The sequence below is a fragment of the Pseudomonas sp. fls2-241-R2A-110 genome (genome assembly GCF_030209165.1).
Classification (GTDB): Bacteria; Pseudomonadota; Gammaproteobacteria; order Pseudomonadales; family Pseudomonadaceae; genus Aquipseudomonas.
In genome coordinates this window covers 217,597-241,811 of the sequence record NZ_JARVSN010000010.1, presented here as the reverse complement: position 1 = coordinate 241,811, position 24,215 = coordinate 217,597, and the positions used below count along the sequence as shown (strand labels likewise).

21 protein-coding genes are annotated in these 24,215 nt (G+C 59.1%); 8 read left to right on the top strand and 13 right to left on the bottom strand.

What is annotated here, in order from left to right:
* Nucleotides 1-50 precede the first annotated feature (50 nt).
* From QRN31_RS09310 to QRN31_RS09275, 8 genes are all read right to left on the bottom strand, one after another.
* Nucleotides 51-947: a peptidoglycan DD-metalloendopeptidase family protein gene (locus tag QRN31_RS09310; protein WP_285431614.1), complete on the bottom strand. Its 897-nt coding sequence runs from the start codon at nt 945-947 to the stop codon at nt 51-53.
* Nucleotides 948-1,148: 201 nt separating this feature from the next.
* On the bottom strand, nt 1,149-2,099 hold the full coding sequence (locus QRN31_RS09305) for a response regulator (protein ID WP_285431613.1): 951 nt from the start codon (nt 2,097-2,099) through the stop codon (nt 1,149-1,151).
* A gap of 167 nt (nt 2,100-2,266) precedes the next feature.
* Nucleotides 2,267-3,028, bottom strand: coding sequence for a phosphate signaling complex protein PhoU (gene phoU / locus QRN31_RS09300; RefSeq protein ID WP_090177873.1), 762 nt, complete (start codon nt 3,026-3,028; stop codon nt 2,267-2,269).
* Between the two features lie 71 nt (nt 3,029-3,099).
* Nucleotides 3,100-3,933, bottom strand: a complete 834-nt coding sequence (gene pstB / locus QRN31_RS09295; protein WP_007942698.1) for a phosphate ABC transporter ATP-binding protein PstB — start codon at nt 3,931-3,933, stop codon at nt 3,100-3,102.
* A gap of 157 nt (nt 3,934-4,090) precedes the next feature.
* Nucleotides 4,091-5,761 (bottom strand): phosphate ABC transporter permease PstA, encoded by a 1,671-nt coding sequence (gene pstA / locus QRN31_RS09290; RefSeq protein ID WP_285431612.1) that lies wholly within the window; start codon nt 5,759-5,761, stop codon nt 4,091-4,093.
* Between the two features lie 15 nt (nt 5,762-5,776).
* Nucleotides 5,777-7,810 carry an ABC transporter permease subunit gene (locus tag QRN31_RS09285; protein WP_285431758.1) on the bottom strand — a complete coding sequence of 678 codons (2,034 nt, stop codon included), beginning with the start codon at nt 7,808-7,810 and terminating at the stop codon, nt 5,777-5,779.
* Nucleotides 7,811-8,259: 449 nt separating this feature from the next.
* Nucleotides 8,260-9,261 carry a phosphate ABC transporter substrate-binding protein PstS gene (locus QRN31_RS09280; RefSeq protein WP_222589069.1) on the bottom strand — a complete coding sequence of 334 codons (1,002 nt, stop codon included), beginning with the start codon at nt 9,259-9,261 and terminating at the stop codon, nt 8,260-8,262.
* A 252-nt stretch (nt 9,262-9,513) separates the two neighbouring features.
* Nucleotides 9,514-10,812 carry an MFS transporter gene (locus QRN31_RS09275; RefSeq protein WP_285431611.1) on the bottom strand — a complete coding sequence of 433 codons (1,299 nt, stop codon included), beginning with the start codon at nt 10,810-10,812 and terminating at the stop codon, nt 9,514-9,516.
* 366 nt (nt 10,813-11,178) lie between these two features.
* Between QRN31_RS09275 and QRN31_RS09270 the strand changes: the two genes are divergently transcribed.
* Nucleotides 11,179-11,583, top strand: coding sequence for an acyl-CoA thioesterase (locus QRN31_RS09270; protein WP_007896491.1), 405 nt, complete (start codon nt 11,179-11,181; stop codon nt 11,581-11,583).
* Nucleotides 11,584-11,639: 56 nt separating this feature from the next.
* A complete protein-coding gene (locus tag QRN31_RS09265; protein ID WP_285431610.1) occupies nt 11,640-12,539 on the top strand; it encodes a D-hexose-6-phosphate mutarotase in 900 nt (299 codons plus the stop codon).
* Between the two features lie 68 nt (nt 12,540-12,607).
* On the opposite strand, the gene QRN31_RS09260 is transcribed toward QRN31_RS09265, so the two are convergent.
* The 4 genes from QRN31_RS09260 to purE all read right to left on the bottom strand — a co-directional run bounded on the left by QRN31_RS09260 (nt 12,608) and on the right by purE (nt 15,169).
* Nucleotides 12,608-13,144 carry a DUF3299 domain-containing protein gene (locus QRN31_RS09260; RefSeq protein WP_285431608.1) on the bottom strand — a complete coding sequence of 179 codons (537 nt, stop codon included), beginning with the start codon at nt 13,142-13,144 and terminating at the stop codon, nt 12,608-12,610.
* 84 nt (nt 13,145-13,228) lie between these two features.
* Entirely contained in the window at nt 13,229-13,474 is a 246-nt protein-coding gene (locus QRN31_RS09255; RefSeq protein WP_285431607.1) for a GlsB/YeaQ/YmgE family stress response membrane protein, read from the bottom strand.
* A 109-nt stretch (nt 13,475-13,583) separates the two neighbouring features.
* Complete coding sequence (locus QRN31_RS09250; protein WP_285431605.1) at nt 13,584-14,666, bottom strand: 5-(carboxyamino)imidazole ribonucleotide synthase; 1,083 nt, start codon at nt 14,664-14,666, stop codon at nt 13,584-13,586.
* Between the two features lie 11 nt (nt 14,667-14,677).
* Complete coding sequence (purE, locus tag QRN31_RS09245; RefSeq protein WP_017341565.1) at nt 14,678-15,169, bottom strand: 5-(carboxyamino)imidazole ribonucleotide mutase; 492 nt, start codon at nt 15,167-15,169, stop codon at nt 14,678-14,680.
* A 478-nt stretch (nt 15,170-15,647) separates the two neighbouring features.
* Between purE and QRN31_RS09240 the strand changes: the two genes are divergently transcribed.
* Both QRN31_RS09240 and QRN31_RS09235 read left to right on the top strand, forming a co-directional pair.
* The gene (locus tag QRN31_RS09240; RefSeq protein WP_285431603.1) at nt 15,648-16,355 is read left to right on the top strand and encodes a zinc metalloprotease; all 708 of its coding nucleotides are present in this window, start codon (nt 15,648-15,650) and stop codon (nt 16,353-16,355) included.
* Between the two features lie 320 nt (nt 16,356-16,675).
* Nucleotides 16,676-17,350, top strand: coding sequence for a zinc metalloprotease (locus tag QRN31_RS09235; protein WP_285431601.1), 675 nt, complete (start codon nt 16,676-16,678; stop codon nt 17,348-17,350).
* Nucleotides 17,351-17,392: 42 nt separating this feature from the next.
* On the opposite strand, the gene QRN31_RS09230 is transcribed toward QRN31_RS09235, so the two are convergent.
* Nucleotides 17,393-18,301: a LysR substrate-binding domain-containing protein gene (locus QRN31_RS09230; RefSeq protein WP_285431599.1), complete on the bottom strand. Its 909-nt coding sequence runs from the start codon at nt 18,299-18,301 to the stop codon at nt 17,393-17,395.
* A gap of 180 nt (nt 18,302-18,481) precedes the next feature.
* Here QRN31_RS09230 and aspA point away from each other — a divergent pair, with 180 nt between their 5' ends.
* From aspA to QRN31_RS09210, 4 genes are all read left to right on the top strand, one after another.
* Nucleotides 18,482-19,906 (top strand): aspartate ammonia-lyase, encoded by a 1,425-nt coding sequence (gene aspA, locus QRN31_RS09225; protein WP_222589076.1) that lies wholly within the window; start codon nt 18,482-18,484, stop codon nt 19,904-19,906.
* A gap of 471 nt (nt 19,907-20,377) precedes the next feature.
* A complete protein-coding gene (locus QRN31_RS09220; protein ID WP_285431597.1) occupies nt 20,378-21,829 on the top strand; it encodes an alanine/glycine:cation symporter family protein in 1,452 nt (483 codons plus the stop codon).
* Nucleotides 21,830-21,933: 104 nt separating this feature from the next.
* A complete protein-coding gene (locus QRN31_RS09215) occupies nt 21,934-22,938 on the top strand; it encodes an asparaginase (RefSeq protein WP_285431596.1) in 1,005 nt (334 codons plus the stop codon).
* A gap of 163 nt (nt 22,939-23,101) precedes the next feature.
* On the top strand, nt 23,102-24,094 hold the full coding sequence (locus QRN31_RS09210; protein ID WP_285431594.1) for an AraC family transcriptional regulator: 993 nt from the start codon (nt 23,102-23,104) through the stop codon (nt 24,092-24,094).
* Nucleotides 24,095-24,215 lie beyond the last annotated feature (121 nt).

The window sequence follows — 24,215 nt, the reverse complement described above, 5'->3', positions numbered from 1 at the left end:
AACCCTGTGGGAGCGGGCTTGCCCGCGATGGCGTCAGGACTGGCAACCCATCATTGCTTGCCCAACGCAAAGTTGGGCAACGACCCGACCGGTTGATTGAACTGGTACGGAATCGACACCAACCCCAGCCCCGTATTGCGCTGCACCACAAAATGCAGGTGCGGCCCGCTGCTGTTGCCGGTATTGCCCGACAGTGCCAGCGCACTGCCCACCGATACTCGCTGCCCTTCGCGAACGCTGACCGAACCTTGCTTGAGGTGCAGGTACACGCCCATGGTTCCGTCATCGTGCAGAACTCGCACGAAGTTGCCCGATGGATCAGAGCCGCGTCCAGTCTGGGCATTCTCGGTTTTCACCACCACTCCCCCCCGTGCCGCAATGATCGGGGTGCCTTCGGGCATGGCAATGTCCATGGCGTAACGGTTCTTGGCGCCGAAATGGCTGTATTGGCCGTTGGCACCCTGGCTCAGGCGAAACGGTCCGCCGCGCCAGGGCAACGGGTATCGATAGGCCATGGCGGCACCTGAGGGGTCGCCCAGGGAGTATTCGAACCTTGGGGTGTACGCCAGCGGTCTTCCAGACTGCGTCGCCGTGAGCAGCGCCAGACGAATGTTGCTGCGGGCCGGCATCACCCGACGGATCGGCCGGCTCGGTGCGCCACTGACATTACTCAGCCCGGCGAAACTCAACTCGATTTCGACGGGAGCATAGAGATCATTGCGCACGAACACGCTGTCCGCGCCCTTCTGCTTTTTGATGTCCAGATAAACCTGGCGCTCGAGGTGCTCGTCCATGCGATCACGAAAAACGAACACCTGGGAGCCCTTGCTGGGGCGGTCGCTGTAAGAGACCACGCCATTGGCGTCTTTGGACTTGTAGATCGTCATGGCCACAGCCGAGGTGGAGGCCATGAAAAGACCACAGAAAAACAGCAGGCGCGCAAGCATGGGCAAAGAGTCTGTCGAGTAAGGCCTGGGGAGGAGCCTAGCAGCTGCAATGGACCCGGGGAGTCGGCAGATGTTTCAAATGATCGTTCCCACGCTCTGCGTGGGAATGCAGCAAGGGACGCTCCGCGTCCCACCGAAGCGGACGCGGAGCGTCCCGGGAGGCATTCCCACGCAGAGCGTGGGAACGATCAGTGGTACGCGTTACGCGCCCGGTACGAAATGCTTCTGTGCCGTACCACGTGCTATCAAGCGTGAGATGTAATCGAGCTTCTGCGCATCCTGGTCGACGAAGCGGAAGGTCAGCTGCAGCCATTCGCTGTCGGGTTTCTGCTCGTGGGCAACGATGGCGTGCAGGTAGCCGTTCAGGCGGGCAGTTTCGGCGTTATCGCCCTGCTCAAGGTCGAGCACGGCGCTGTCGAGCACTTGCGGCAGGGTATCGGTGCGCTTCACCACCAGCAGTGCTTCCTTGAGACTCAAGGCCTTGATCACGCACTGTTGAATGCCGTTCGGCAGGCGCAACTGACCCTGGCCACGACCGCCAGCTGGCGCTGTCGAGGACGCTGCAGGCTTGATCGGCGGGCTATTGAGCAGGCCACGGGATGCAGCAGCCGCCGGGGCAGGCGCGACGGAGGCAGGTTTGGCGAACGGGTTGGCCGGTGCCGCCGCAGGCGCGACCACCGCAGCCTTGCCGCCAGTCAACGCGCTCAGGGAATCGTTGCCGAACGCCGAGTTCATTTTGGTCGGTGCGCCGCTCATCAAGGCGTCCAGCTTGCCGACCTTGTTCAGCGCCTGCTTGACCTTGGTCAGCAGTTGCTCGTTGGTGAACGGCTTGCTGACGTACCCGGAGACGCCGGCCTGAATCGCCTGAACCACGTTCTCCTTGTCGCCACGGCTGGTCACCATCACGAAAGGCATGGTCTTGAGGTTGTCCTGCTCGCGGCACCAGGTCAGCAGTTCCAGGCCGGACATTTCCGGCATTTCCCAGTCGCACAGGACCAGGTCGAACGCTTCCTTGGTCAGCAGGGCCTGGGCCTTTTTGCCGTTGATGGCATCTTCGGTCCGGATACCGGGGAAGTAGTTACGCAGGCACTTCTTTACCAGGTCACGAATGAATGCCGCATCGTCCACCACCAACACACTGATCTTGCTCATCCACCACCCCTCGAAAAAATCCCGGCAAGCATACCGTCTTACTGATGGCACATTGCCAAAAACCTTCAGTCACGCCGGGACTTTTCGTTCGCGGGTGCTGCGTTTAAAGTCGTCAACCCCACACAAAAACGCCCGGCCAAAGGACCGGGCGTTTTTCTTGGGCAGTCTTACTTATCGTCAGCTTTGCCCGGAACATTAGCGGTTTCGCCACTTGTGCCTTCAACTTCTTCTTTCATGCGCTTGAGCCCCAGGTGACGCACGTCGGTGCCGCGCACCAGGTAAATCACCAATTCCGAGATGTTGCGCGCGTGGTCGCCGATGCGTTCCAGCGAACGCAGCACCCAGATAATGCTCAAGACCCGCGAGATAGAGCGCGGGTCTTCCATCATGTAAGTGGCGAGCTCGCGCAGCGCGGTCTTGTATTCGCGGTCGATGATTTTGTCGTACTGAGCCACCGACAACGCCAGGTCAGCGTCGAAACGGGCAAAGGCGTCCAGCGCGTCGCGCACCATATTGCGCACCTGGTCGCCGATGTGGCGCACCTCGACGTAACCGCGCGGCGCTTCGCCTTCTTCGCACAACTGGATGGCGCGGCGGGCGATCTTGGTCGCTTCGTCACCGATACGCTCCAGGTCGATTACCGATTTGGAGATGCTGATGATCAGGCGCAAGTCAGACGCCGCAGGCTGTCGACGGGCCAGAATGCGCAGGCATTCTTCGTCGATGTTGCGTTCCATCTGGTTGATCTGGTCATCGATATCACGCACTTGTTGCGCCAGGCCCGAGTCGGCCTCGATCAGCGCGGTCACCGCGTCGTTGACTTGCTTTTCCACCAGCCCGCCCATGGCCAGGAGGTGGCTGCGCACTTCCTCAAGCTCGGCGTTGAACTGCGCGGAGATGTGATGGGTAAGGCCTTCTTTGCTAATCATGTTGGCGTCCTTGGAGCGTCCGGTAAGGTGCGGTGGACCGCAGCGTCAGTTCAGTGAACAACAACAGCTTCCTAGCCGTAGCGACCGGTGATGTAGTCTTCGGTCTGCTTCTTCGCCGGATTGGTGAACAGGGTGTCGGTGTCGCCGAATTCCACCAGCTTGCCCATGTACATGAACGCCGTGTAGTCGGACACCCGAGCGGCCTGTTGCATGTTGTGGGTCACGATGACGATGGTGAACTTCGATTTCAATTCGTAGATCAGCTCTTCGACTTTCAGTGTGGAGATCGGGTCGAGTGCCGAGCACGGTTCGTCGAGCAGCAGCACTTCTGGCTCCACGGCGATGGTGCGGGCGATCACCAGACGTTGCTGCTGACCACCGGACAGGCCCAGCGCCGACTCGTGCAGACGGTCTTTGACCTCGTCCCACAATGCAGCGCCTTTCAACGCCCACTCGACGGCTTCGTCGAGAATGCGCTTCTTGTTGATGCCCTGGATGCGCAGGCCATACACCACGTTTTCGTAGATGGTTTTCGGAAACGGGTTCGGCTTCTGGAACACCATGCCGACGCGACGACGCAGTTCAGCCACGTCCTCGCCCTTGCGGTAGATGTTGTTGCCGTAGAGGTTGATCGCGCCTTCGACACGGCAGCCGTCGACCAGGTCGTTCATGCGGTTGAAAGTACGCAGCAGCGTAGATTTACCGCAGCCGGACGGGCCGATGAAGGCGGTCACACGCTGCTTCGGGATGTTCATGCTGACGTCGTACAGCGCTTGCTTGTCGCCATAGAACAGGCTCAGGCCCGGCACTTCAATGGCCACGGTTTCCTGTTCAAGGCTCAGGCTCTGTTTGTCGCGGCCCAGGGCAGACATGTTGATGCCGTGGGTATGTGTTTCGTGCTGCATGGGAGGCTCCCTGTGCTAACAAATTCGGTTCGGTTTTGTGGGAGCCAGCCTGCTGGCGATCAGCAGGGGTCGCGCTCAACCAACGCGGTGTCTCTGTGAAACCGCGGTGATGCCATCGCGAGCAAGCTCGCTCCCACATAGAAATCAGTGCTGCAAATCAGCTATCCAGCGCTTTGTACTTCTCGCGCAGGTGGTTACGGATGTAGACGGCCGACAAGTTAAGCGTGGCGATCACCAGCACCAGCAGCAGCGCCGTGGCGTACACCAGCGGTCGCGCAGCTTCGACGTTCGGGCTCTGGAAGCCGACGTCATAGATATGGAAGCCCAAGTGCATGATCTTCTGGTCCAGGTGCAGGTACGGGTAGTTGCCGTCCAGCGGCAGCGACGGCGCCAGCTTCACTACACCCACCAGCATCAGCGGTGCCACTTCACCCGCGGCACGCGCCACGGCGAGGATCATGCCGGTCATCATCGCCGGGCTGGCCATCGGCAGCACGATCTTCCACAAGGTTTCAGCCTTGGTCGCGCCGAGGGCCAACGAGCCTTCGCGCACGGTACGAGGAATTCGCGCCAGACCTTCTTCGGTCGCCACAATCACCACCGGCACCGCCAGCAACGCCAGGGTCAAGGACGCCCAGAGCAGGCCCGGTGTACCAAAGGTCGGTGCCGGCAAGGCTTCAGGGAAGAACATACGGTCAACCGAGCCGCCCAGTACATAGACGAAGAAGCCCAGGCCGAACACGCCGTAAACAATGGCCGGAACGCCCGCCAGGTTGTTCACCGCGATACGGATGATCCGGGTCAGCACGTTCTGCTTGGCGTATTCACGCAGGTAAACCGCCGCCAGCACGCCGAACGGGGTCACGATCATCGCCATGATCAAGGTCATCATCACGGTGCCGAAAATCGCCGGGAAGATCCCGCCTTCGGTGTTCGCTTCACGCGGATCGTCGCTGAGGAACTCCCAGACCTTGCTGAAGTAGAAGCCGACCTTGGTGAAGGTGCTCATGGCGTTCGGCTGGTAGGCGTGAACCACTTTGCCGATGCCGATCTCGATCTCTTTGCCGTTCGCATCGCGGGCCGTGAGGCTGTCGCGGTTGAACTGGGCATGCAGGTCGTTCAGGCGTGCTTCGATGTCTTGATAACGAGCATTCAGCTCGGCGCGCTCGGACTCCATGTCTGCTTGCGCCGTGGCGTCGAGCCGGCCGGCCAGTTCGAGTTTGCGACCGTGCAGGCGGACCCGCTCCAGACCGGCGTTGATTGCGCCGATGTCGGTTTTTTCCAGGCTCTTGAGCTGTGCGGCCAGCTTGTTCACGCGATCGACACGGGCTTGCAACTCAGGCCATGCGGCTTCGCCTTCTGCGATGACCTTGCCGTCCTGTTTGACGTTGACCAGGTAGCCGTAGAAGTTGCCCCACTCGCGACGCTCGATGGTCATCAGCTCGGGTGGCGTCTTCTGGTTGGTCAACCACTCGCCGACGATCCAGGTGAAGTCGTTGCCGTTCAGGTCACGGTTACCGACTTTGATCAGCTCGCGGGTCATGAACTCGGGGCCCTGATCGGGCACCGGCAGGCCAGCGGTTTTCAGGCGCTCGCGTGGCACTTCTTCCTTCTGCACCACTTCGCCGATCACCAGGTGATTGGCTTGGCCCGGCACGTTGTAATCGGCGTGCAACAGGTCTGCCGGCCAGAAGTGGCCCAGACCGCGCACGGCAATCACTGCCAGCAAGCCAATGGTCATGATGACCGCGATGGACACCGCGCCACCGCTGATCCAGACGCCGGGGGCGCCGCTCTTGAACCATCCTTTCAGGGAGTTCTGTTTCACAGACTTCTACCTTTCTTAAAGCGACGAGTATTTCTTGCGCAGACGCTGACGAATCAGTTCCGCGAGGGTGTTCATGACGAAGGTAAACAACAGCAGCACCAGCGCCGAGAGGAACAGCACGCGGTAATGGCTGCCGCCGACTTCCGACTCCGGCATTTCCACCGCAACGTTGGCCGCCAGGGTGCGCAGGCCTTCGAACAGGTTCATTTCCATGACCGGGGTGTTGCCGGTGGCCATCAGCACGATCATGGTTTCCCCGACCGCACGGCCCATGCCGATCATCAGTGCCGAGAAGATCCCCGGGCTGGCGGTGAGGATCACCACACGAGTCATGGTCTGCCACGGCGTGGCACCGAGAGCCAGGGAGCCCAGCGTCAGGCCACGCGGCACGCTGAACACGGCGTCTTCGGCGATGGAGTAAATATTCGGGATCACCGCGAAGCCCATGGCCAGACCCACTACCAAAGCGTTGCGCTGGTCGTAGGTGATGCCCAGGTCGTGGGAGATCCACATGCGCATGTCGCCGCCGAAGAACCAGGTTTCCATGTACGGGCTCATGTACAGCGAGAGCCAGCCCACGAACAGAATCACCGGGATCAGGATCGCGCTTTCCCAGCCATCCGGCACCTTCAGGCGGATGGATTCAGGCAAGCGGCTGAAGATGAAACCGGCCACCAGAATGCCGATCGGCACGAGCATCAGCAGGCTGAAGATGCCCGGCAAATGCCCTTCTACATACGGCGCGAGGAACAGACCGGCGAAGAAACCGAGGATCACCGTCGGCATTGCTTCCATCAGCTCGATCACCGGCTTGACCTTGCGGCGCATGCCCGGAGCCATGAAGTAAGCGGTGTAGATCGCCGCAGCAACAGCCAGGGGCGCGGCCAGCAGCATCGCGTAGAACGCGGCTTTGAGCGTACCGAAAGTCAGCGGCGACAGGCTCAGCTTGGGTTCGAAGTCGGTGTTGGCGGCGGTCGACTGCCAGACGTATTTAGGCTCGTCGTAGTTTTCGTACCAGACTTTGCTCCACAACGCACTCCAGGACACTTCCGGGTGCGGGTTGTCGAGCAACAGCGGTTGAATCTTGCCGCCCGCCTCCACAATCACACGGTTGGCCCGTGGCGAAAGACCGAAGACGCCTTGGCCATCGACCACCTGATCCACCAACAGGGTGCGGTGAGCGGTGCTGTGGAACACGCCGAGCTTGCCGGACGCATCAAGGGCGATAAAGCCTTTGCGGCGTTCTTCGGCGGTGATTTCAACGATTGGCGTGGTGCCCATCTGGAAGGTACGAATCTGCTTCAGACGCAGTTCGCCGTCGTGGTCGCGGGCCATGAACCACTGGGCCAGGCCACCTTTGGAGTCGCCAAGAATCAACGAGATACCGCCCACCAGTTGAGTACTGGCAGTGATTTGCGCCTCACCATCTTCGAGCAGCTTGTAGCGACCATTGAGGCTCTTGTCGCGCAGGCTGAATACGTCGGCTTGGGCGCGACCATTGATCACGTAGAGCCACTGCTGGCGCGGGTCGACGAAGATGTTCTTCACCGCCTCAGTCATCTGCGGCAGATCGATACGCTTCTGCTCGTTGGTGACTTCGCCGGTCATCATGTTTTCTTCGCTGGTCAGCGACAAAACATTGAGTTGCGAACCGGTGGAACCGACCAGCATCAGCGTCGTATCGGTGGCGTTGAGGCTGACGTGCTCCAGGGCACCACCCGCCTCGTTCAACGCAATCGGGGTTTCGCCGTACGGGTATTCGATGGCTGGCGAGATGGTCTTCTTGCCGTCCGGATAGCTGACTTTATAAGTGTGACGGAACACCAGGGCCTGGCCGTTGGACAAGCCGACCGCCACCAATGGATGACCTGGCTGGTCTTCAGCGATGGAGGTCACCGTGGTGCCGACCGGGATCGGCAGGTCGACGCGCTTGAGTTCGGCGCCACTGTCGATGTCGAAGAATAATGCCAGGCCCTTGTCGGAAACCCGCATGGCGACCTGGTTCTGCTCTTCCAGAGAGATCATCAACGGCTTGCCGGCGTCTTGCATCCAGGCGGGCGTGATGGCGTCTTTGGCGGTCAGGCTGGCACCCTGGAACAGCGGCGCGACAACATAAGCGAGGAAAAAGAAGATCAGCGTGATCGCACCGAGAACGGCGAGGCCGCCCACGAGGACATACCAGCGGGTCAGGCGATCCTTGAGCGCGCGGATGCGGCGCTTGCGTTGCAGCTCAGGCGTATTGAAGTCAATTCGCTTGGGGGGATTCGTAGTCATGGTGGAATTGGCCAGATCATTCATGCGCACACCCTAGCGATCCTGTATGACAGAAAGATGACAGTGCAGTGACGCAACAAATCCGCCGCCAGCGGGAACTGGCAGAGGATCGGAAATTTGGGGTGTGGGAGCGAGCTGGTCCGCGAATTTTGCGGTGCCGGTGATGGCCCCATCGCGAGCAGCCTCGCTCCCACAAGAGTCCGGGTTAACCCGGACTCAAGGTGTTACTTTTTTGCGACTTCAGCGCCGCCTTCCGCCAGACCCAGGTCAGCCAGTGCTTTTGCAGCAACCTTGGCTGGCAGCGGGATGTAACCGTCTTTCACTACAACTTCCTGGCCCTGTTTGGACAGAACCAGTTTCACGAACTCGGCTTCCAGCGGGGCCAGAGGCTTGTTCGGGGCTTTGTTGACGTAGACGTAGAGGAAGCGCGACAGCGGGTATTTGCCGTTCAGTGCATTTTCTTCGCTGTCTTCGATGAACTCGGTGCTGCCTTTCTTCGACAGAGCAACGGTTTTCACGCTAGCGGTTTTGTAGCCGATGCCCGAGTAACCGATGCCGTTCAGCGAGGAGCTGATCGACTGCACGACCGAAGCCGAACCTGGTTGTTCGTTGACGTTTGGCTTGTAGTCGCCTTTGCACAGGGCTTCTTCTTTGAAGTAGCCATAGGTGCCGGATACCGAGTTACGACCGAACAGCTGAACCGGCTTGTTGGCCAGGTCGCCGGTCACACCCAGGTCGCCCCAGGTTTTGACTTCGGTTTTAGCGCCGCACAGACGAGTGGACGAGAAGATCGCGTCGACTTGTTCCATGGTCAGGTGCTGGATCGGGTTGTCTTTGTGTACGAAGACGGCCAGGGCGTCCACGGCAACCGGGATAGCGGTTGGCTTGTAGCCGTACTTCTGCTCGAAGGCAGCCAGTTCGGTGTCCTTCATTTTGCGGCTCATCGGGCCCAGGTTAGAGGTGCCTTCAGTCAACGCAGGTGGCGCAGTGGCGGAGCCAGCGGCCTGAATCTGGATGTTTACGTTCGGGTATTCTTTTTTGTAGTTCTCAGCCCACAGGGTCATGAGGTTGGCCAGGGTATCGGAGCCGACGCTGGACAGGTTGCCCGACACACCAGTGGTCTTGGTGTAGCTCGGGATCGACGGGTCAACAGCGGCGAACGCGTTGGCAGTCGCAACGCCAGCAGCGACAAAAGTCATTGCCGCCATCAAACGCTTCAGTTTCATGCCTTACTCCTAGCAGATAGGGTGTGTTAAGTCGGGGCCAAGTATTAGCAGGCCGTGTGAACACTCTATGGCTGAAATATGACAATTGGATGAAAGGCCAGCATACAGCGACAGATCATTCCCACGCTCTGCGTGGGAATGCCGCCATGGACGCTCTGCGTCCGCTGTTAGATGTGACGCGGAGCGTCACGGGATGCATTCCCACGCAGAGCGTGGGAACGATCAAGGGGCAATTCGACAAAAGAAATCGGCTTAACGCCCCTTCTTCCAGAGATAGGCGCCCACCAGAATCCCCACACCGCAAATGATCGCCACGTAATACGCCGGCCCCATCGGGCTTTCCTTGAGCAGCAACGTCACCACCATCGGCGTCAGGCCGCCGAAAATCGCGTAGGCCAGGTTGTAGGAAAACGACAATCCGCTGAAACGCACCACAGCCGGGAAGGCTTTGACCATCACGTATGGCACCGCACCAATGGTGCCGACCAGCAAACCGGTCAAGGCATACATCGGGAACAGCCAGTCCGGGTGGTTGAACAGGCTGTGATAGAACGTCCACGAGCTGATTAACAGCGCCGCACTGCCAAACACGAACACACGGCCGGCACCAAAGCGGTCAGCCAAGGCACCAGAGGCGACACAGCCCAGGCTCAGAAACACGATCGCCAGGCTGTTGGCCTGCAATGCGGTGGTCGGCGAGAAGTGGTAGACGGTTTGCAGCACGGTCGGCGTCATCAGAATGACCACGATGATGCCGGCGGATAGCAGCCAGGTCAGCAGCATGGAAATCAGGATCGCCCCGCGATGGTCGCGCAATACGGCACGCAGCGGGACTTCTTCGGCCAGCGCTTTGCGCAACTGCAGCTCGGCGAACACTGGCGTTTCGTGGAGCCAGCGACGCAGGTAAACCGAGAACAAACCGAATACGCCGCCCAGCAGGAACGGGATTCGCCAGGCGTAATCCGACACTTCCACCGACGTATAAATGCTGTTGATCGCGGTGGCGACCAGCGAGCCCAGCAGGATGCCCGCGGTCAGACCGCTCGTCAGCGTGCCGCAGGCATAGCCGATGTGCCGCTGCGGTACGTGTTCGGAAACGAATACCCATGCACCCGGCACTTCACCACCAATGGCCGCGCCCTGAATCACCCGCATCAGCAACAGCAGGATCGGAGCCCACATGCCGATTTGTGCATACGTCGGCAGCAAACCCATGATCAGGGTCGGCACCGCCATCATGAAGATACTCAACGTGAACATCTTCTTGCGCCCCAGCAAGTCGCCGAAGTGCGCCATCACGATGCCGCCCAGCGGGCGGGCGAGATAGCCGGCGGCGAAGATGCCGAAGGTCTGCATCAGGCGCAGCCACTCGGGCATGTCGGCGGGGAAAAACAGCTTGCCGACCACCGTGGCGAAGAACACGAAGATAATGAAGTCGTAAAACTCCAGCGCGCCACCAAGGGCAGACAGCGACAAAGTCTTGTAGTCGTTGCGGGTCAGCGGACGTGCGGGTTGAGCTGGCTGCGCGATGCTCGAGGGCGCTGTGGTCATGGCAAGGGCTTCTCTTATAGTCGGATCTGCAACCCCAACAACGCTGGCGGAGGCTTGGGCAGGTCCGGCACGATAGCAAATTGTTCGAAAAAGCACATAGATGAGCGTATTTGACGGTCAAAATGAGAACCGGACGGTCGTCTCGGAGTCTACCGACCGATATACTCGCAATCCTGGACCTGCTTGTAAGGGGTTGCTGTGCGAAAACGTCGTTGGCACCTGTCAGCCGATTTCGCAGAGTTTCCCTTTAGGCGCCTTACGAAAAACGTGACGAACAGAGTATGTTCGGGGTTGAATCGTTTTTCCTGGAGACGGCTATTCACCTGAAGTACTTATGAAGAGTCACGGGTCAGAGGCACCCCCGGCATGATAGAGCTCGAACAAGAAGATCCAATTCCGCAAGGCGACCTTGCCCTGCAAATCACCGCGCTCCCTCGCGAAACCAACGGCTTTGGCGATATTTTCGGCGGCTGGCTGGTAGCGCAGATGGATTTGGCTGGCACCGCAATGGCGAGCAAAGTCGCTGGCGGACGCGTTGCGACCGTTGCGATCGATCGCATGGCGTTCCTGGTCCCTGTCGCAGTGGGCGCACAGCTTTCCTTTTATACACAGGCCCTGGAAATCGGCCGCAGCTCGATTCAGATGATGGTCGAAGTGTGGAGCGACGATCCGCTGTCCAGCGAGTGGCGTAAAGTCACTGAAGCTGTATTCGTGTTCGTCGCCATCGACGGCAGCGGCCGCACTCGCTCGGTTCCACCACGAGCGCGTTAAACGCTGCGACTGTTTTGCGGTCCATTGCAGTCCTGTTAAAGATCGAGAGTTGCCCCATGAGCACGCCCAACGTTGAAGCCGTGAAACTGGATGGACTGAACTGCTGGCGCATCCGCCACGGGCAGGCCGAATTGCTGGTCGCCCAGCAAGGCGCGCACATCCTCAGTTATCAATTGGCCGGCCAACCGCCGCTGATCTGGCTCAACGATGAGGCAGTGTTCAAGACCGGCAAGAGCATCCGCGCCGGCGTGCCGGTGTGCTGGCCGTGGTTCGGCAATTTTTCACGCAACCCGCCGAGCGTCCAGGCCATGCGCGTCAGCCAGGAACCGCCGACGGCCCACGGTTTTGTGCGGGCGATGGATTGGGAACTGGGCGGCATCGAAACCGAGGGCGAAAGCCTGAAGGTGGAATTCATCCTTCCCTATCCCGAAGGCGGCTTTGAGGGTTGGCCACATCAGGTGGATTTGAAGCTGAGCATCCGCCTGGATGAACAGCTGCACATCAACCTGACCAGCCACAATCAGGGCACGGACAACGTCACCATCAGTCAGGCGCTGCACAGCTATTTCGCCGTCAGCGATGTGCGCAACGTGCACGTTGAAGGGCTGGATGGCTTGAGCTACATCGAGACGCTGGACGACTGGAAAACCGTCACTCAGCGCGGCGATCTGCGGTTTAGCGGCGAGACCGACCGCATCTATCAAAATGTCCCGGCGACACTGAGCATCGTTGATCCGGCCTGGGAGCGGCGCATAGAGCTGACCAGCAGCGGATCGCGCTCGGCGGTGATCTGGAACCCGTGGGTTGATCGCGCCGCGGCGTTCAGCGACATGGCTGACGATGGCTGGCAGCGCATGCTGTGCATCGAGACGGCGAACGTGATGGATGACGTGGTGACACTGGCGCCAGGTGCCAGCCACACCCTCGGCGTGACCATCGCCAGCAAATCGCTCTAACACCGTAAACCAATGTGGGAGCGAGCTTGCTCGCTCCCACAGTTGTTATGCCAGGCCCACTGGCGTTGTTACAGATCCGACTCTTTGACTACCCGCACCTTCGCCGCATCCAGCGCATACGCCGCATCCGCCAGATCGTTGTTGACCTTCTCGATCTTCAACGTGCCGGTGACCCACAGCGGGGTGTAGATATCGTTCAGCTTCAACCCTTTCGGATATCGCACCAGCACCAACTGGTTAGGCGGCGGTGGCGGCACGTGGATGCAAGCGCCCGGATAAGGTACGAGGAAGAACAGAGTACTGCGGCCCTTGGCATCGGACTCCAGCGGCACCGGATACCCGCCGATGCGGATGTTCTTGTCGTTCATCGAAGGCACGGTTTTGGTCGAATACATCACTGCCGGCAGGCCTTTGCTCTGCTTCATGCCACCCTTTTGGGTAAAGGTGCCATTGCTTTCGGGAGAGTTGTGGTCGATTTCGGGCATGGCCTCGAGGGCTTTCTGATCCGACTTTGGCATCAGTTCGAGCCAGTCGGTTTCCGGCAGTTCGCCGGCGTGGGCCAAGCCACTGCCCAGTAAGAGGAGAGTCAACAGAAGACGGCGCATGGAAGTGCTCGTAAGGAAAGGACTGTAACGCCGGGCATTCTAGCCCTCCCCGCGCGCCGCGCAGAGAGGGCTTTGTCGCTTAAATCAGTTCTTTCTGATCAAGCCGTAGATCACCAGCAATATCACCGCACCGACCAGCGCACCGATGAAGCCTGCGCCTTGACCGGCCTGGTAGATGCCCAGAGCCTGACCGCCATACGTGGCCGCCAGCGAACCGCCGATACCGAGCAGGATGGTCATGATCCAGCCCATGCTGTCATCGCCCGGTTTCAGGAACCGGGCCAACAGGCCGACGATCAAGCCGATAAAGATGGTTCCGATAATTCCCATGACATTTCCCTCTGATTGGACACCTTGCAAAAGCCTAGTCAGACTTTCGCATCCTGCCATGAGAGAACGGTAGCCCCTGAATGGTTCCGCCGCTGCCACATGAAACTATTTATTCGGCGATCAGCGCTTCGACCTTGAGGATCTGTGCCGCCAGCGTCTCGCGGTCTGCACAACGCAAGTTGGCGTGACCGACTTTGCGGCCGACCTTGAACGCCTTGCCGTAGTGATGCAGATGGCAATCGGCGATGGCCAGGACTTTTTCCGTCTCAGGCACTTTGCCGATGAAGTTGAGCATCGCGCTCTCGCCGACCTTGGCCGTCGAACCCAGCGGCAGACCGGCAATGGCCCGCAGGTGGTTTTCGAACTGGCTGCATTCAGCGCCTTCGGTAGTCCAGTGCCCGGAGTTGTGCACACGCGGTGCGATTTCGTTGGCCTTGAGGCCACCGTCGACTTCAAAGAACTCGAACGCCATCACGCCGACGTAATTCAATTGCTTGAGCACGCGACTGGAATAATCCTCAGCCAGCGCTTGCAGCGGGTGGTCGGTGCTGGCCACAGACAGCTTGAGGATGCCGTTTTCGTGAGTGTTGTGAACCAACGGGTAAAACTTCGTTTCGCCATCGCGAGCGCGCACCGCGATCAGAGAAACTTCGCCGGTAAACGGCACGAAGCCTTCCAGCAGGCAAGCAACACTGCCCAGCTCGGCAAAGGTGCCAATGACATCTTCCGGTTTGCGCAGGACCTTTTGGCCCTTGCCGTCGTAACCCAGCGTGCGGGTTTTCAGTACCGCCGGCAAGCCGATGGACGCCACGGCGGCATCAAGGTCGGCTTGCGACTGAATGTCGGCGAACGCCGGGGTTGGAATCCCCAGGTCCTTGAACATGCTTTTCTCGAACCAGCGATCACGAGCGATGCGCAGGGCTTCGGCACTCGGGTAGACCGGGACGAATTGCGACAGGAACGCCACGGTTTCAGCCGGGACGCTTTCGAATTCAAAGGTCACCAGATCGACTTCATCAGCCAGCTGACGCAGGTGATCCTGATCGCCGTAATCGGCTCGCAGGTGTTCGCCCAATGCGGCTGCGCAAGCGTCCGGCGCCGGGTCCAGGAAAGCGAAGTTCATGCCCAGCGGAGTGCCCGCCAGCGCCAACATGCGACCCAACTGGCCGCCACCGATTACACCGATCTTCATCGTCAACAACCTCAGGCGATGCGTGGGTCTGGATTTTCCAGGACGCTGTCTGTCTGCTCAGCACGGAAAGTTTTCAGCACCGCGTGGAACTGCGGGTGCTTGGCGCCCAGGATGCTTGCCGACAACAGGGCGGCATTGATCGCGCCAGCCTTGCCGATGGCCAGGGTCGCAACCGGAATGCCAGCGGGCATCTGCACGATAGACAGCAGTGAATCGACGCCCGAAAGCATCGACGACTGCACCGGGACGCCCAGCACTGGCAGGTGGGTCTTGGCCGCACACATGCCAGGCAAGTGGGCCGCGCCACCGGCACCGGCGATGATCACCTCGATGCCCCGCGCCTCGGCCTCTTCGGCGTACTGGAACAGCAGGTCCGGGGTGCGGTGGGCAGAGACCACTTTCACCTCGTAAGGAATGCCGAGCTTTTCCAGCATATCGGCGGTGTGGCTAAGGGTGGACCAATCGGACTTGGAGCCCATGATCACGCCAACCAGTGCACTCATCGTCGTGCCTCTTCTCTCTGGGCGCCCGCAGGCGCGTCAAAAACAACAAGCCACGCAGAAATGCGTGGCTTGATTGTACGAAAAATGGCCGGACGAACCGGCCGAAGGCCGCGCAGTATACCTCAATGAAGCAGATAAACAGCCCCTTGGCCGACCATCTGTCATAGATCACTAAAAGCCCGGGTTACTGACTCGAAAGTCAGCCCAAAAAACGCTTAGCCGTGGCAGTAGCACTGGCCTCTATAGTGCAAAAGCCCATAACTATTTTGTGCTCCGGGTTCGGACACCAATAACACTTCAGACACATTATAGAACAACTTGAAACTTGCCACGCCAAGCAACCAAACTTAACTTAAAACTTCAAATAGAAATACCGTACAAGCTATACATCCCGTATCACCACAACCGTAAACATCGTTAACTCACACAGAAACAACAACCCGCCGCCTCCAGCGGAAAGTACATAAAGGACTATGACGTGAACAAAGATAAAGCAAGTCAGATCATCGAAAACCTGAAAGACGGCCAAATTGAAAACAATGACGTGGCGCAAACTGATGCACTGACGCCAGTGCGACACAGACGTTCGCTGTTAAATAATGGGCAACCTGACCGCCTCAAAAAGCCCATTCTTTTACTCGTGTTTATCCACGACGATCTTGATGATTACGATAAAGGCAAGCTCTACGACAACTACTTTTCTTGGCTGGAGACCGAGCTTGAAGACATATCCGGCCGCGCGGTTACGGTTATTTTCAACTCTCAATCCACAACTCCGAAAATAACAAATTACAACTACAGAAATGAAAACGCTGCCGAGGCCCTTCGGGGCTGGGAAAACAAGGTTAAAGAACTGAAGTCGAAAGCGGATACAACATTCCCTTTCAACCCAAACCTGGACAAATTTCTGTTACTCACTCGTAACGGGATGAACAGCCGCGTCGCGGGAATCGCTTCCAATAGAGGTCAGAGCGCGATGGCTACGATCGATTCCTACCTGACGCCTGCTCACGAAATAGGTCATATGTTCGGTGCCACCCATGAAGATTCGGATATCGTCTACGACGGCTGGTGGCATGACACGATTATGAAGTATGACGTCAACTCTCCAGTCCGAGGTAATTACTACCACTTCAGCGAAAAGAACCGCGACAATATTCGCAACTATCTCAGTCAATTCGACTGACATCCGCAAAATCATTTATCCCTGGTTGAGAGGCATTGACTTGCCTTTCATCTATCTCAGCAGCAAGGCCTGCAGCGCAGCCCTTCAGCTTGCGACGGAGCGAGCGATGGCCACCTCGAATCTTGCCCTCTTCTGCGGGCAGAAACGCCAGGTCACCCGCTGCTTTAAATCAAGAAGCGTTGGTTATTTATTCGAAGGCCAAGTACGTACAGCCTTCGCAAAAAACACCCAGTAACGCCAAGCCTATTTCGGCACCACTAACAACAAACAGATATTGCCCTCTTAAATTTACCGAGAGCGATCCCCCATGAGACAAAGCCATGTACGCACTATTAAAACCAATCATTACTTTTATCCTCGCACTCATGATTAACCTGAGTGCACACGCTGTCGATACTCCAGACAAACTTATCGATGACCCTGCGAACCCCATCCGACTTTTTGCGATCTTCCACGATGACGTGCCGGCCGCGAAACGAAGCTCGACCTACGTTGATCATATCCGCCCTTTCACCACTGAGTTCGAGAACATTACCGGCCGGAAAATTCACGTTATCTTTGATCGAAACAGACCGCCCTTCACCAACTTCAACTATAAATCCGCAGACCAAAACAATATGTTCCAAGGTTGGAAAAAGCTGGCGTGGGAGTATCGAACACTACGGCATGAGCGCAATGAATTCCCCTTCTCAAGCAATGACCGAATACTGTTGATCACCAACGACTTCATTAACGGCGGCCCGGCATTTGGCGGCGTGGGTGGTATTGCAAATCAATCCGGCTCGGCCGCTATTGCTTCGCTTGACTTCAAACAGGTGATCGGGCATGAGCTGGGACATTCTTTCAATGCCATCCATGAAGAAGGCGAAGTGCTTTATAACGGCTGGTGGTGCGAAACGTTCATGCTCGAACCCTTGCCCCTTCGATCGAACTGTTTCGTCTTTAGCGAAGGCAACAGAAAACGCATAAAGGACTATGTCGACAGCCGGTATTGAAACTTGCCCTAGGCGCGAGTTGACTCTCGCGCCTGTGGTTCTTTATGCGCTCGCTGCCGCGCCACCTTCAAGTTTGCGCCACAACAACCGTACATTCGCCTTGCGCACCAATGCGCAGCGATACAGGCGAATCTCCAGCGGCACATGCCATTGCGGGCCACCGCAGACGACCAGCTCGCCGCGAGCCAGTTCGGCGCGCACGCTGAGTTGCGGCACCCAGGCAATGCCCAGCCCTTCCAGCGCCATGCTTTTCAGGCTGTCCGCCATGGCGGTTTCGTAAATGGTGGTGAAGCGCAGCGCCCGTTGGCGCAGCAACATGTTCACCGAGCGGCCCAGAAACGCGCCGGCACTGTAGGCAAGCAGCGGCACGCTGCCTTCGCCCTCCAGATCGAACAGCGGTTTACCGTCGGCATCGGCGGCGCAAACCGGCAGCATCTCGGTATGGCCCAAGTGCAGCGACGGGAAAATCTCCGAGTCCATCTGCAAGGCCGCGTCAGGGTCATAGAACGCCAGCATCAAATCGCAACCGCCTTCGCGCAAGGCGTGTACCGCATCGCCGACGTTGGTCGCCACAAGGCGCGTCGCAATGTTCAGCCCCTCGTTGCGCAACTGGGCGATCCAGCGCGGAAAGAAACCCAACGCCAGCGAGTGAGCAGCGGCCACCTGCATCACCTCGCCCTGCCCGCCTTCCAGGTGATGGAGATGGCGCAGCACTTCACCAAGCTGCTCGACCACGGTGCGCGCCGTGACCAGAAAAAGTTGTCCCGCCGCCGTCAACTCGATTGGCGTGCGCGAACGGTTGACCAATTGCAGCCCCAGCGCCGCTTCAAGGCTGCGGATTCGCCGACTGAAGGCCGGCTGCGTCACAAAGCGTCGTTCGGCAGCCTGGGAGAAGCTGCGGGTGGCGGCCAGGGCACTGAAGTCCTCAAGCCATTTACTTTCCAGATTCATCACGCCCTCCCGGACACGCACCAATTTAGGTCACACGCTCGCCACACACGTGGCGTCACATGGGCATTATGCCGAATGTGCATAGGCCAGTGTTTAACAGCATTGGCCGAAAATTCTCCACAAGCCTAGCATTTGCAGCGTTCCGGCACAGACCGGGTCCATATCGAGATGATTTCTATCATGTCCTCCGCTGCATCTTTCCGCACAGAAAAAGACCTGCTTGGCGTACTCGAAGTACCGGCTCAAGCGTATTACGGCATCCAGACCCTGCGAGCGGTGAATAACTTCCGTCTCTCCGGCGTTCCGATTTCGCATTACCCGAAACTGGTTGTAGGCCTGGCAATGGTCAAACAGGCCGCCGCTGACGCCAACCGCGAGTTGGGTCACCTGAGCGAAGCCAAGCACGCTGCCATTAGCGAAGCCTGTGCACGATTGATCCGCGGCGATTTCCACGAAGAGTTCGTGGTGGACATGATTCAAGGCGGCGCCGGCACTTCGACCAACATGAATGCCAACGAAGTGATCGCCAACATCGCGCTGGAGGCCATGGGTCACCAGAAAGGCGAGTACCAATACCTGCACCCGAACAACGACGTGAACATGGCGCAGTCGACCAACGACGCCTATCCGACAGCGATCCGTCTGGGTCTGCTGCTGGGTCACGACGCGCTGCTGGCCAGCCTCGACAGCCTGATCCAGGCGTTCGCCGCCAAAGGTCAGGAATTCGCTCACGTCCTGAAAATGGGCCGTACCCAACTGCAAGACGCCGTGCCGATGACCCTCGGCCAGGAATTCCGCGCCTTCGCCACGACGCTGGGTGAAGACTTGGCCCGTCTGAAGACGCTGGCACCTGAGCTGCTGACCGAAGTGAACCTGGGCGGCACCGCAATCGGCACCGGCATCAACGCCGACCCGCGTTACCAGCACCTGGCCGTTCAGCGCCTGGCCGTGATCAGCGGTCAACCGCTGGTTCCAGCAGCCGACCTGATCGAAGCCACCTCCGACATGGGCGCCTTCGTGCTGTTCTCCGGCATGCTCAAGCGCACCGCGGTCAAGCTGTCGAAGATCTGCAACGACCTGCGCCTGCTGTCCAGCGGCCCACGCACCGGCATCAATGAAATCAACCTGCCAGCGCGTCAGCCAGGCAGCTCGATCATGCCCGGCAAGGTCAACCCGGTCATCCCGGAAGCCGTGAACCAAGTGGCGTTCCAGATCATCGGCAACGACCTGGCGCTGACCATCGCGGCCGAAGGCGGCCAGCTGCAACTGAACGTGATGGAGCCGCTGATCGCGTTCAAGATCTTCGACTCGATCCGCCTGCTGCAACGCGCCATGGACATGCTGCGCGAGCACTGCATCGTCGGCATCACGGCCAACGAAGAGCGCTGCCGCGAACTGGTCGAGCACTCGATCGGCCTGGTCACCGCGCTGAACCCGTACATCGGCTATGAAAACGCCACCCGCATCGCCCGTATCGCGCTGGAAAGCGGCCGCGGCGTGCTGGAACTGGTGCGCGAAGAAGGCTTGCTCGACGAAGACATGCTCGCCGACATCCTGCGCCCGGAAAACATGATTGCTCCGCGTCTGGTGCCTTTGAAGGCTTAAACCGAACGCAACGCCGGCTCCTGCTCTTTTAACGAAGAGCACCGGGAGCCACGCTCACCAGGTCGAGGGACTAGACACCTCTCACCTTTTGAGGGCTTGGGGATTTATTCCCCAAGCCCTTTTTTTTAACTCTTTGGCAGAAAAAAAGACTTCTGTGGAATTGGAGCTCTTGCCCTTCCACACAAGCCTGACTTCAAAAAAAGTCAGGTGTTTCAAAGGCTTCGATTCATCGCTTGCACCACAATCGTGCAGACGGACGTCACTCTCGTAGGTATAGTGCCGCCCCTCTTCGCGTGAGCGGTCGTCGGTAACGAGGCCCAAACCCATGCGAAACCCGAACTAATAACAAACCCGCAATATGAAACCGGGACGAACGCTCGCCTCGCCTGTCTTGCCAAGTGCAGACCGGTGTAACGCGATATTTCGACTCGTCCAGCATTTGCCTACACAAAAAACAGCGAGGAATAATCCATGCTCGAAGTCATTAACGACTTCCTCTCAGGGAAAGTACTGATCGTGCTCATTGTCGGGCTCGGTAGCTACTTCACGATCCGCTCGCGTTTCGTTCAATTGCGTCACTTCTTCCACATGTTCTCGGTGTTCCGCGACAGCCTCAAAAGCAGCGCCGGGCAACTCAGTTCGTTCCAGGCCCTGATGCTCAGCCTCGCCGGCCGCGTTGGTGCGGGCAATATCGCCGGTGTCGGCATCGCCGTGACCCTGGGTGGTCCGGGCGCAGTTTTCTGGATGTGGGTGACCGCGCTGGTCGGCATGTCCAGCAGCTTCTTCGAATGCTCCCTTGGTCAGCTGTATAAACGCGCCGATGCCGATGGCACCTACCGTGGCGGCCCGTCCTATTACATCCAGCACGGTCTGCAGAAACGCTGGTTGGGCATGATCATGGCCTTCCTGTTGCTGGTGACCTTCGGGTTTGCCTTCAATGGCCTGCAATCCCACGCCGTGACGCACTCGCTGAACAACGCGTTCGGCCTCGACACCACCTGGACCGGCCTGGCCCTGGCCGTGTTGCTGGGCCTGGTGTTCGTGGGCGGGATCAAGCGTATCGCCAAGGTCGCTGACCTGCTGGTGCCGGTGAAAACCCTGGTGTACATCGGCGTAACCCTCTACGTGATCGTGCTGCAATTCGATCACGTTCCGGGCATGTTGATGACCATCGTCAAAAGCGCCTTCGGCCTGGATCAAGCCTTCGGCGGCCTGATCGGCAGCGCCATCGTCATGGGCGTGAAGCGTGGTGTGTTTGCCAACGAAGCCGGTTTGGGCAGTGCGCCGAACGTGGCCGCCGTAGCCTCGGTCGAGCACCCGGTGGCGCAAGGTGTGGTTCAGGCATTCAGCGTGTTCCTCGACACCTTCGTGATCTGCACCTGCACCGCGTTGCTGATTCTTTTGTCGGGTTTCTATACACCTGGCTTTGAAGGCGATGGTATTGCCCTGACCCAGAACTCGCTGGCCGCCGTGGTCGGTGACTGGGGCCGCAGCTTCATCTCCGTGGCCTTGTCGTTGTTCGTGTTCACCTCGATCCTCTACAACTACTACCTGGGCGAGAGCAACCTGCGTTTCCTGATCGGTGAAAACCGCAAGGCGCTGATCGGCTATCGCGCGTTGGTGCTGGTGCTGATCTTCTGGGGTGCGATTGAAAACCTCGGCACGGTGTTCGCCTTCGCCGACATCACCATGACCCTGCTGGCGTTCGTGAACCTGATCGCGCTGTTCCTGCTGTTCAAGGTCGGCATGCGCATCCTGCGTGACTACGATGACCAGCGCGCAGCCGGCATCAAGACGCCTGTGTTCGATTCGAGCAAGTTCCCGGATCTGGACCTGGACTTGAAAGCCTGGCCTGCCAATCCGCCCGCTGCCACTCCCAAGGCCGCAGCACAGCCGCAAGGCGTACCCGCAGCGCAACGCTGATCGGTGAATGACGGGCGCATCCCCTGCGCCCGTCAGTTAAAGTGCACAACTTGTGGGAGCGAGCCTGCTCGCTCCCACATGTCATCTCTTGTGGAGACTTCCCCATGGTTGCCAATTCCTTTCCTGCCGCCCAGCACGTCATGGTGCTCTACACCGGCGGCACCATCGGCATGCAGGCCAGCGCCAATGGCCTGGCCCCGGCGTCCGGTTTTGAAGCGCGGATGCGTGACTACCTGCACAGCCAACCTGAGCTGGTGGTGCCGCAGTGGCGCTTTCGTGAAATGTCGCCACTGATTGACAGTGCCAACATGTCTCCGGCCTATTGGCAGCAACTGCGTGAAGCGGTGGTCGACGCCGTTGATGTTCAAGGCTGCGACAGCGTGCTGATTTTGCATGGCACCGACACCTTGGCTTACAGCGCAGCAGCCATGAGCTTTCAGTTGCTCGGCTTGCATGCCCGTGTAGTGTTCACCGGCTCGATGCTGCCTGCCGGCGTGACCGACAGCGATGCCTGGGAAAACCTCAGCGGTGCGCTGGTTGCGCTGGGCCAAGGTCTGCCATCGGGCGTTCATCTGTACTTCCACGGTGAACTGCTGGACCCGACCCGCTGCGCGAAAGTGCGCAGTTTCGGGCGTCATCCATTCAAGCGGCTTGAGCGTCAGGGTGGCGGTGTGAAGGCCACTTCGCTGCCGACGCAATTGACCTACAACCAACCGAAACAACTCGCCAAAGTCGCCGTGCTACCGCTGTTCCCCGGCATCGGCGCCGAGCAGCTGGACGGCGTGTTGAACAGTGGCATTCAAGGCTTGGTGCTGGAGTGTTACGGCAGTGGCACGGGGCCGAGCGACAACCCCGAGTTTCTCGCCAGCCTGGAGCGGGCGCGGGACAAAGGTGTTGTGGTGGTTGCGGTGACGCAGTGCCACGAAGGTGGCGTTGAGCTGGACGTGTATGAAGCAGGCAGCCGCTTGCGCGGTGCTGGCGTGTTGTCGGGTGGCGGCATGACCCGTGAGGCAGCGTTCGGCAAATTGCATGGATTGCTGGGTACCGGACTGGAAACCTCGGAAGTACGCCGACTCATTGAGCTCGACCTCTGCGGCGAACTCATCTGAAACACCACACCCCCTGTGGGAGTGAGCCTGCTCGCGATAGCGGTCGTCCATCCAACATGGGTGCTGACTAATACATCGCCATCGCGAGCAGGCTCACGCCTACAGGTTTGTTGCTCGGCATATAACTTGCTGCGTTCCCGTCATTCCACGGCTGGAACCTCCCATGCTCCACTCCCACCTCACCACCCTCAACGCTGTCTCACTGGTGCTCAACACCTTCAAGGCCGAAGGCCTGTCCAGCGAAGCGCTGCTCGCGGGAAGCGGCATCAGCGCGGCGGATCTGAGCCGGGCGGACACGCGCATCACCACCAACCAGGAGATGCAGGTCTGCGCCAACGCGGTCGCGCTCAAGCGTGACATCGGCCTGGAACTGGGGCGGCGGATGCATGTTTCCTCCTACGGCATGCTCGGTTATGCACTGCTCACCAGTGCCACCTTCGGTGACGCATTACGGCTGGCGATGCGTTATCCGGCGCTGTTGGGAACACTTTTCGAGTTGAGCCTGGAAAGCGATGGCGAGCGCGTCTGGTTCGTGGCCGCCGATTACCGGGAAAGCCCGGAGATGGCCGTCTTCAATGCCGAATTTTGCCTGGTGTCCTTGAAAGTCATCTGCGACGACTTGATCGGGCATCCGCTGCCGTTGCTAGCGGCCCGCTTCGAACATGCCGCACCCGATTACGAGGCGACCTACGCGCAGCACTTCGACTGCCCGCTGCACTTCGAAGCGCGGGACAACGCCTTTGCCTTCGACAAACGCTGGCTCGACCTTCCCCTGCCGCTCGCCGACGTCATCACCCACCAGGCCATGGCCGAACGCTGCCGCAAACAAAACACCGAGTTCACCGGGCGTCAGGCGTGGCTGGGACGAATTCGCCATCTGCTCAGCGCCCAACTCAATGCAGCGCCCGGCCTTGAGGGATTGGCCGAGCAGATGAATTGTTCAGCGCGAACCTTGCGTCGGCATCTCAAGGACCTGGGCTGCAGTTACCAGGAATTGCTCGACGAGCTGCGGTTTGAACAGGCCAAACATATGCTGTGTGAAGACCAGATGCCGATCTACCGGATCGCCGAGGCGCTGGGCTTCAGCGAGACCGCCAGTTTCCGCCATGCCTTTGTGCGCTGGAGCGGTGTCGCGCCGAGTCAGTTCAGGCCTTGAGTCATTCGTTGTCGGGAATACCGGTATCGCGAGCAAGCTCGCTCCCACAGTGGTTCTGCGTCGTACACAAAGTCAGTGTTTACTGAAATCAAATGTGGGAGCGAGCTTGCTCGCGATGACG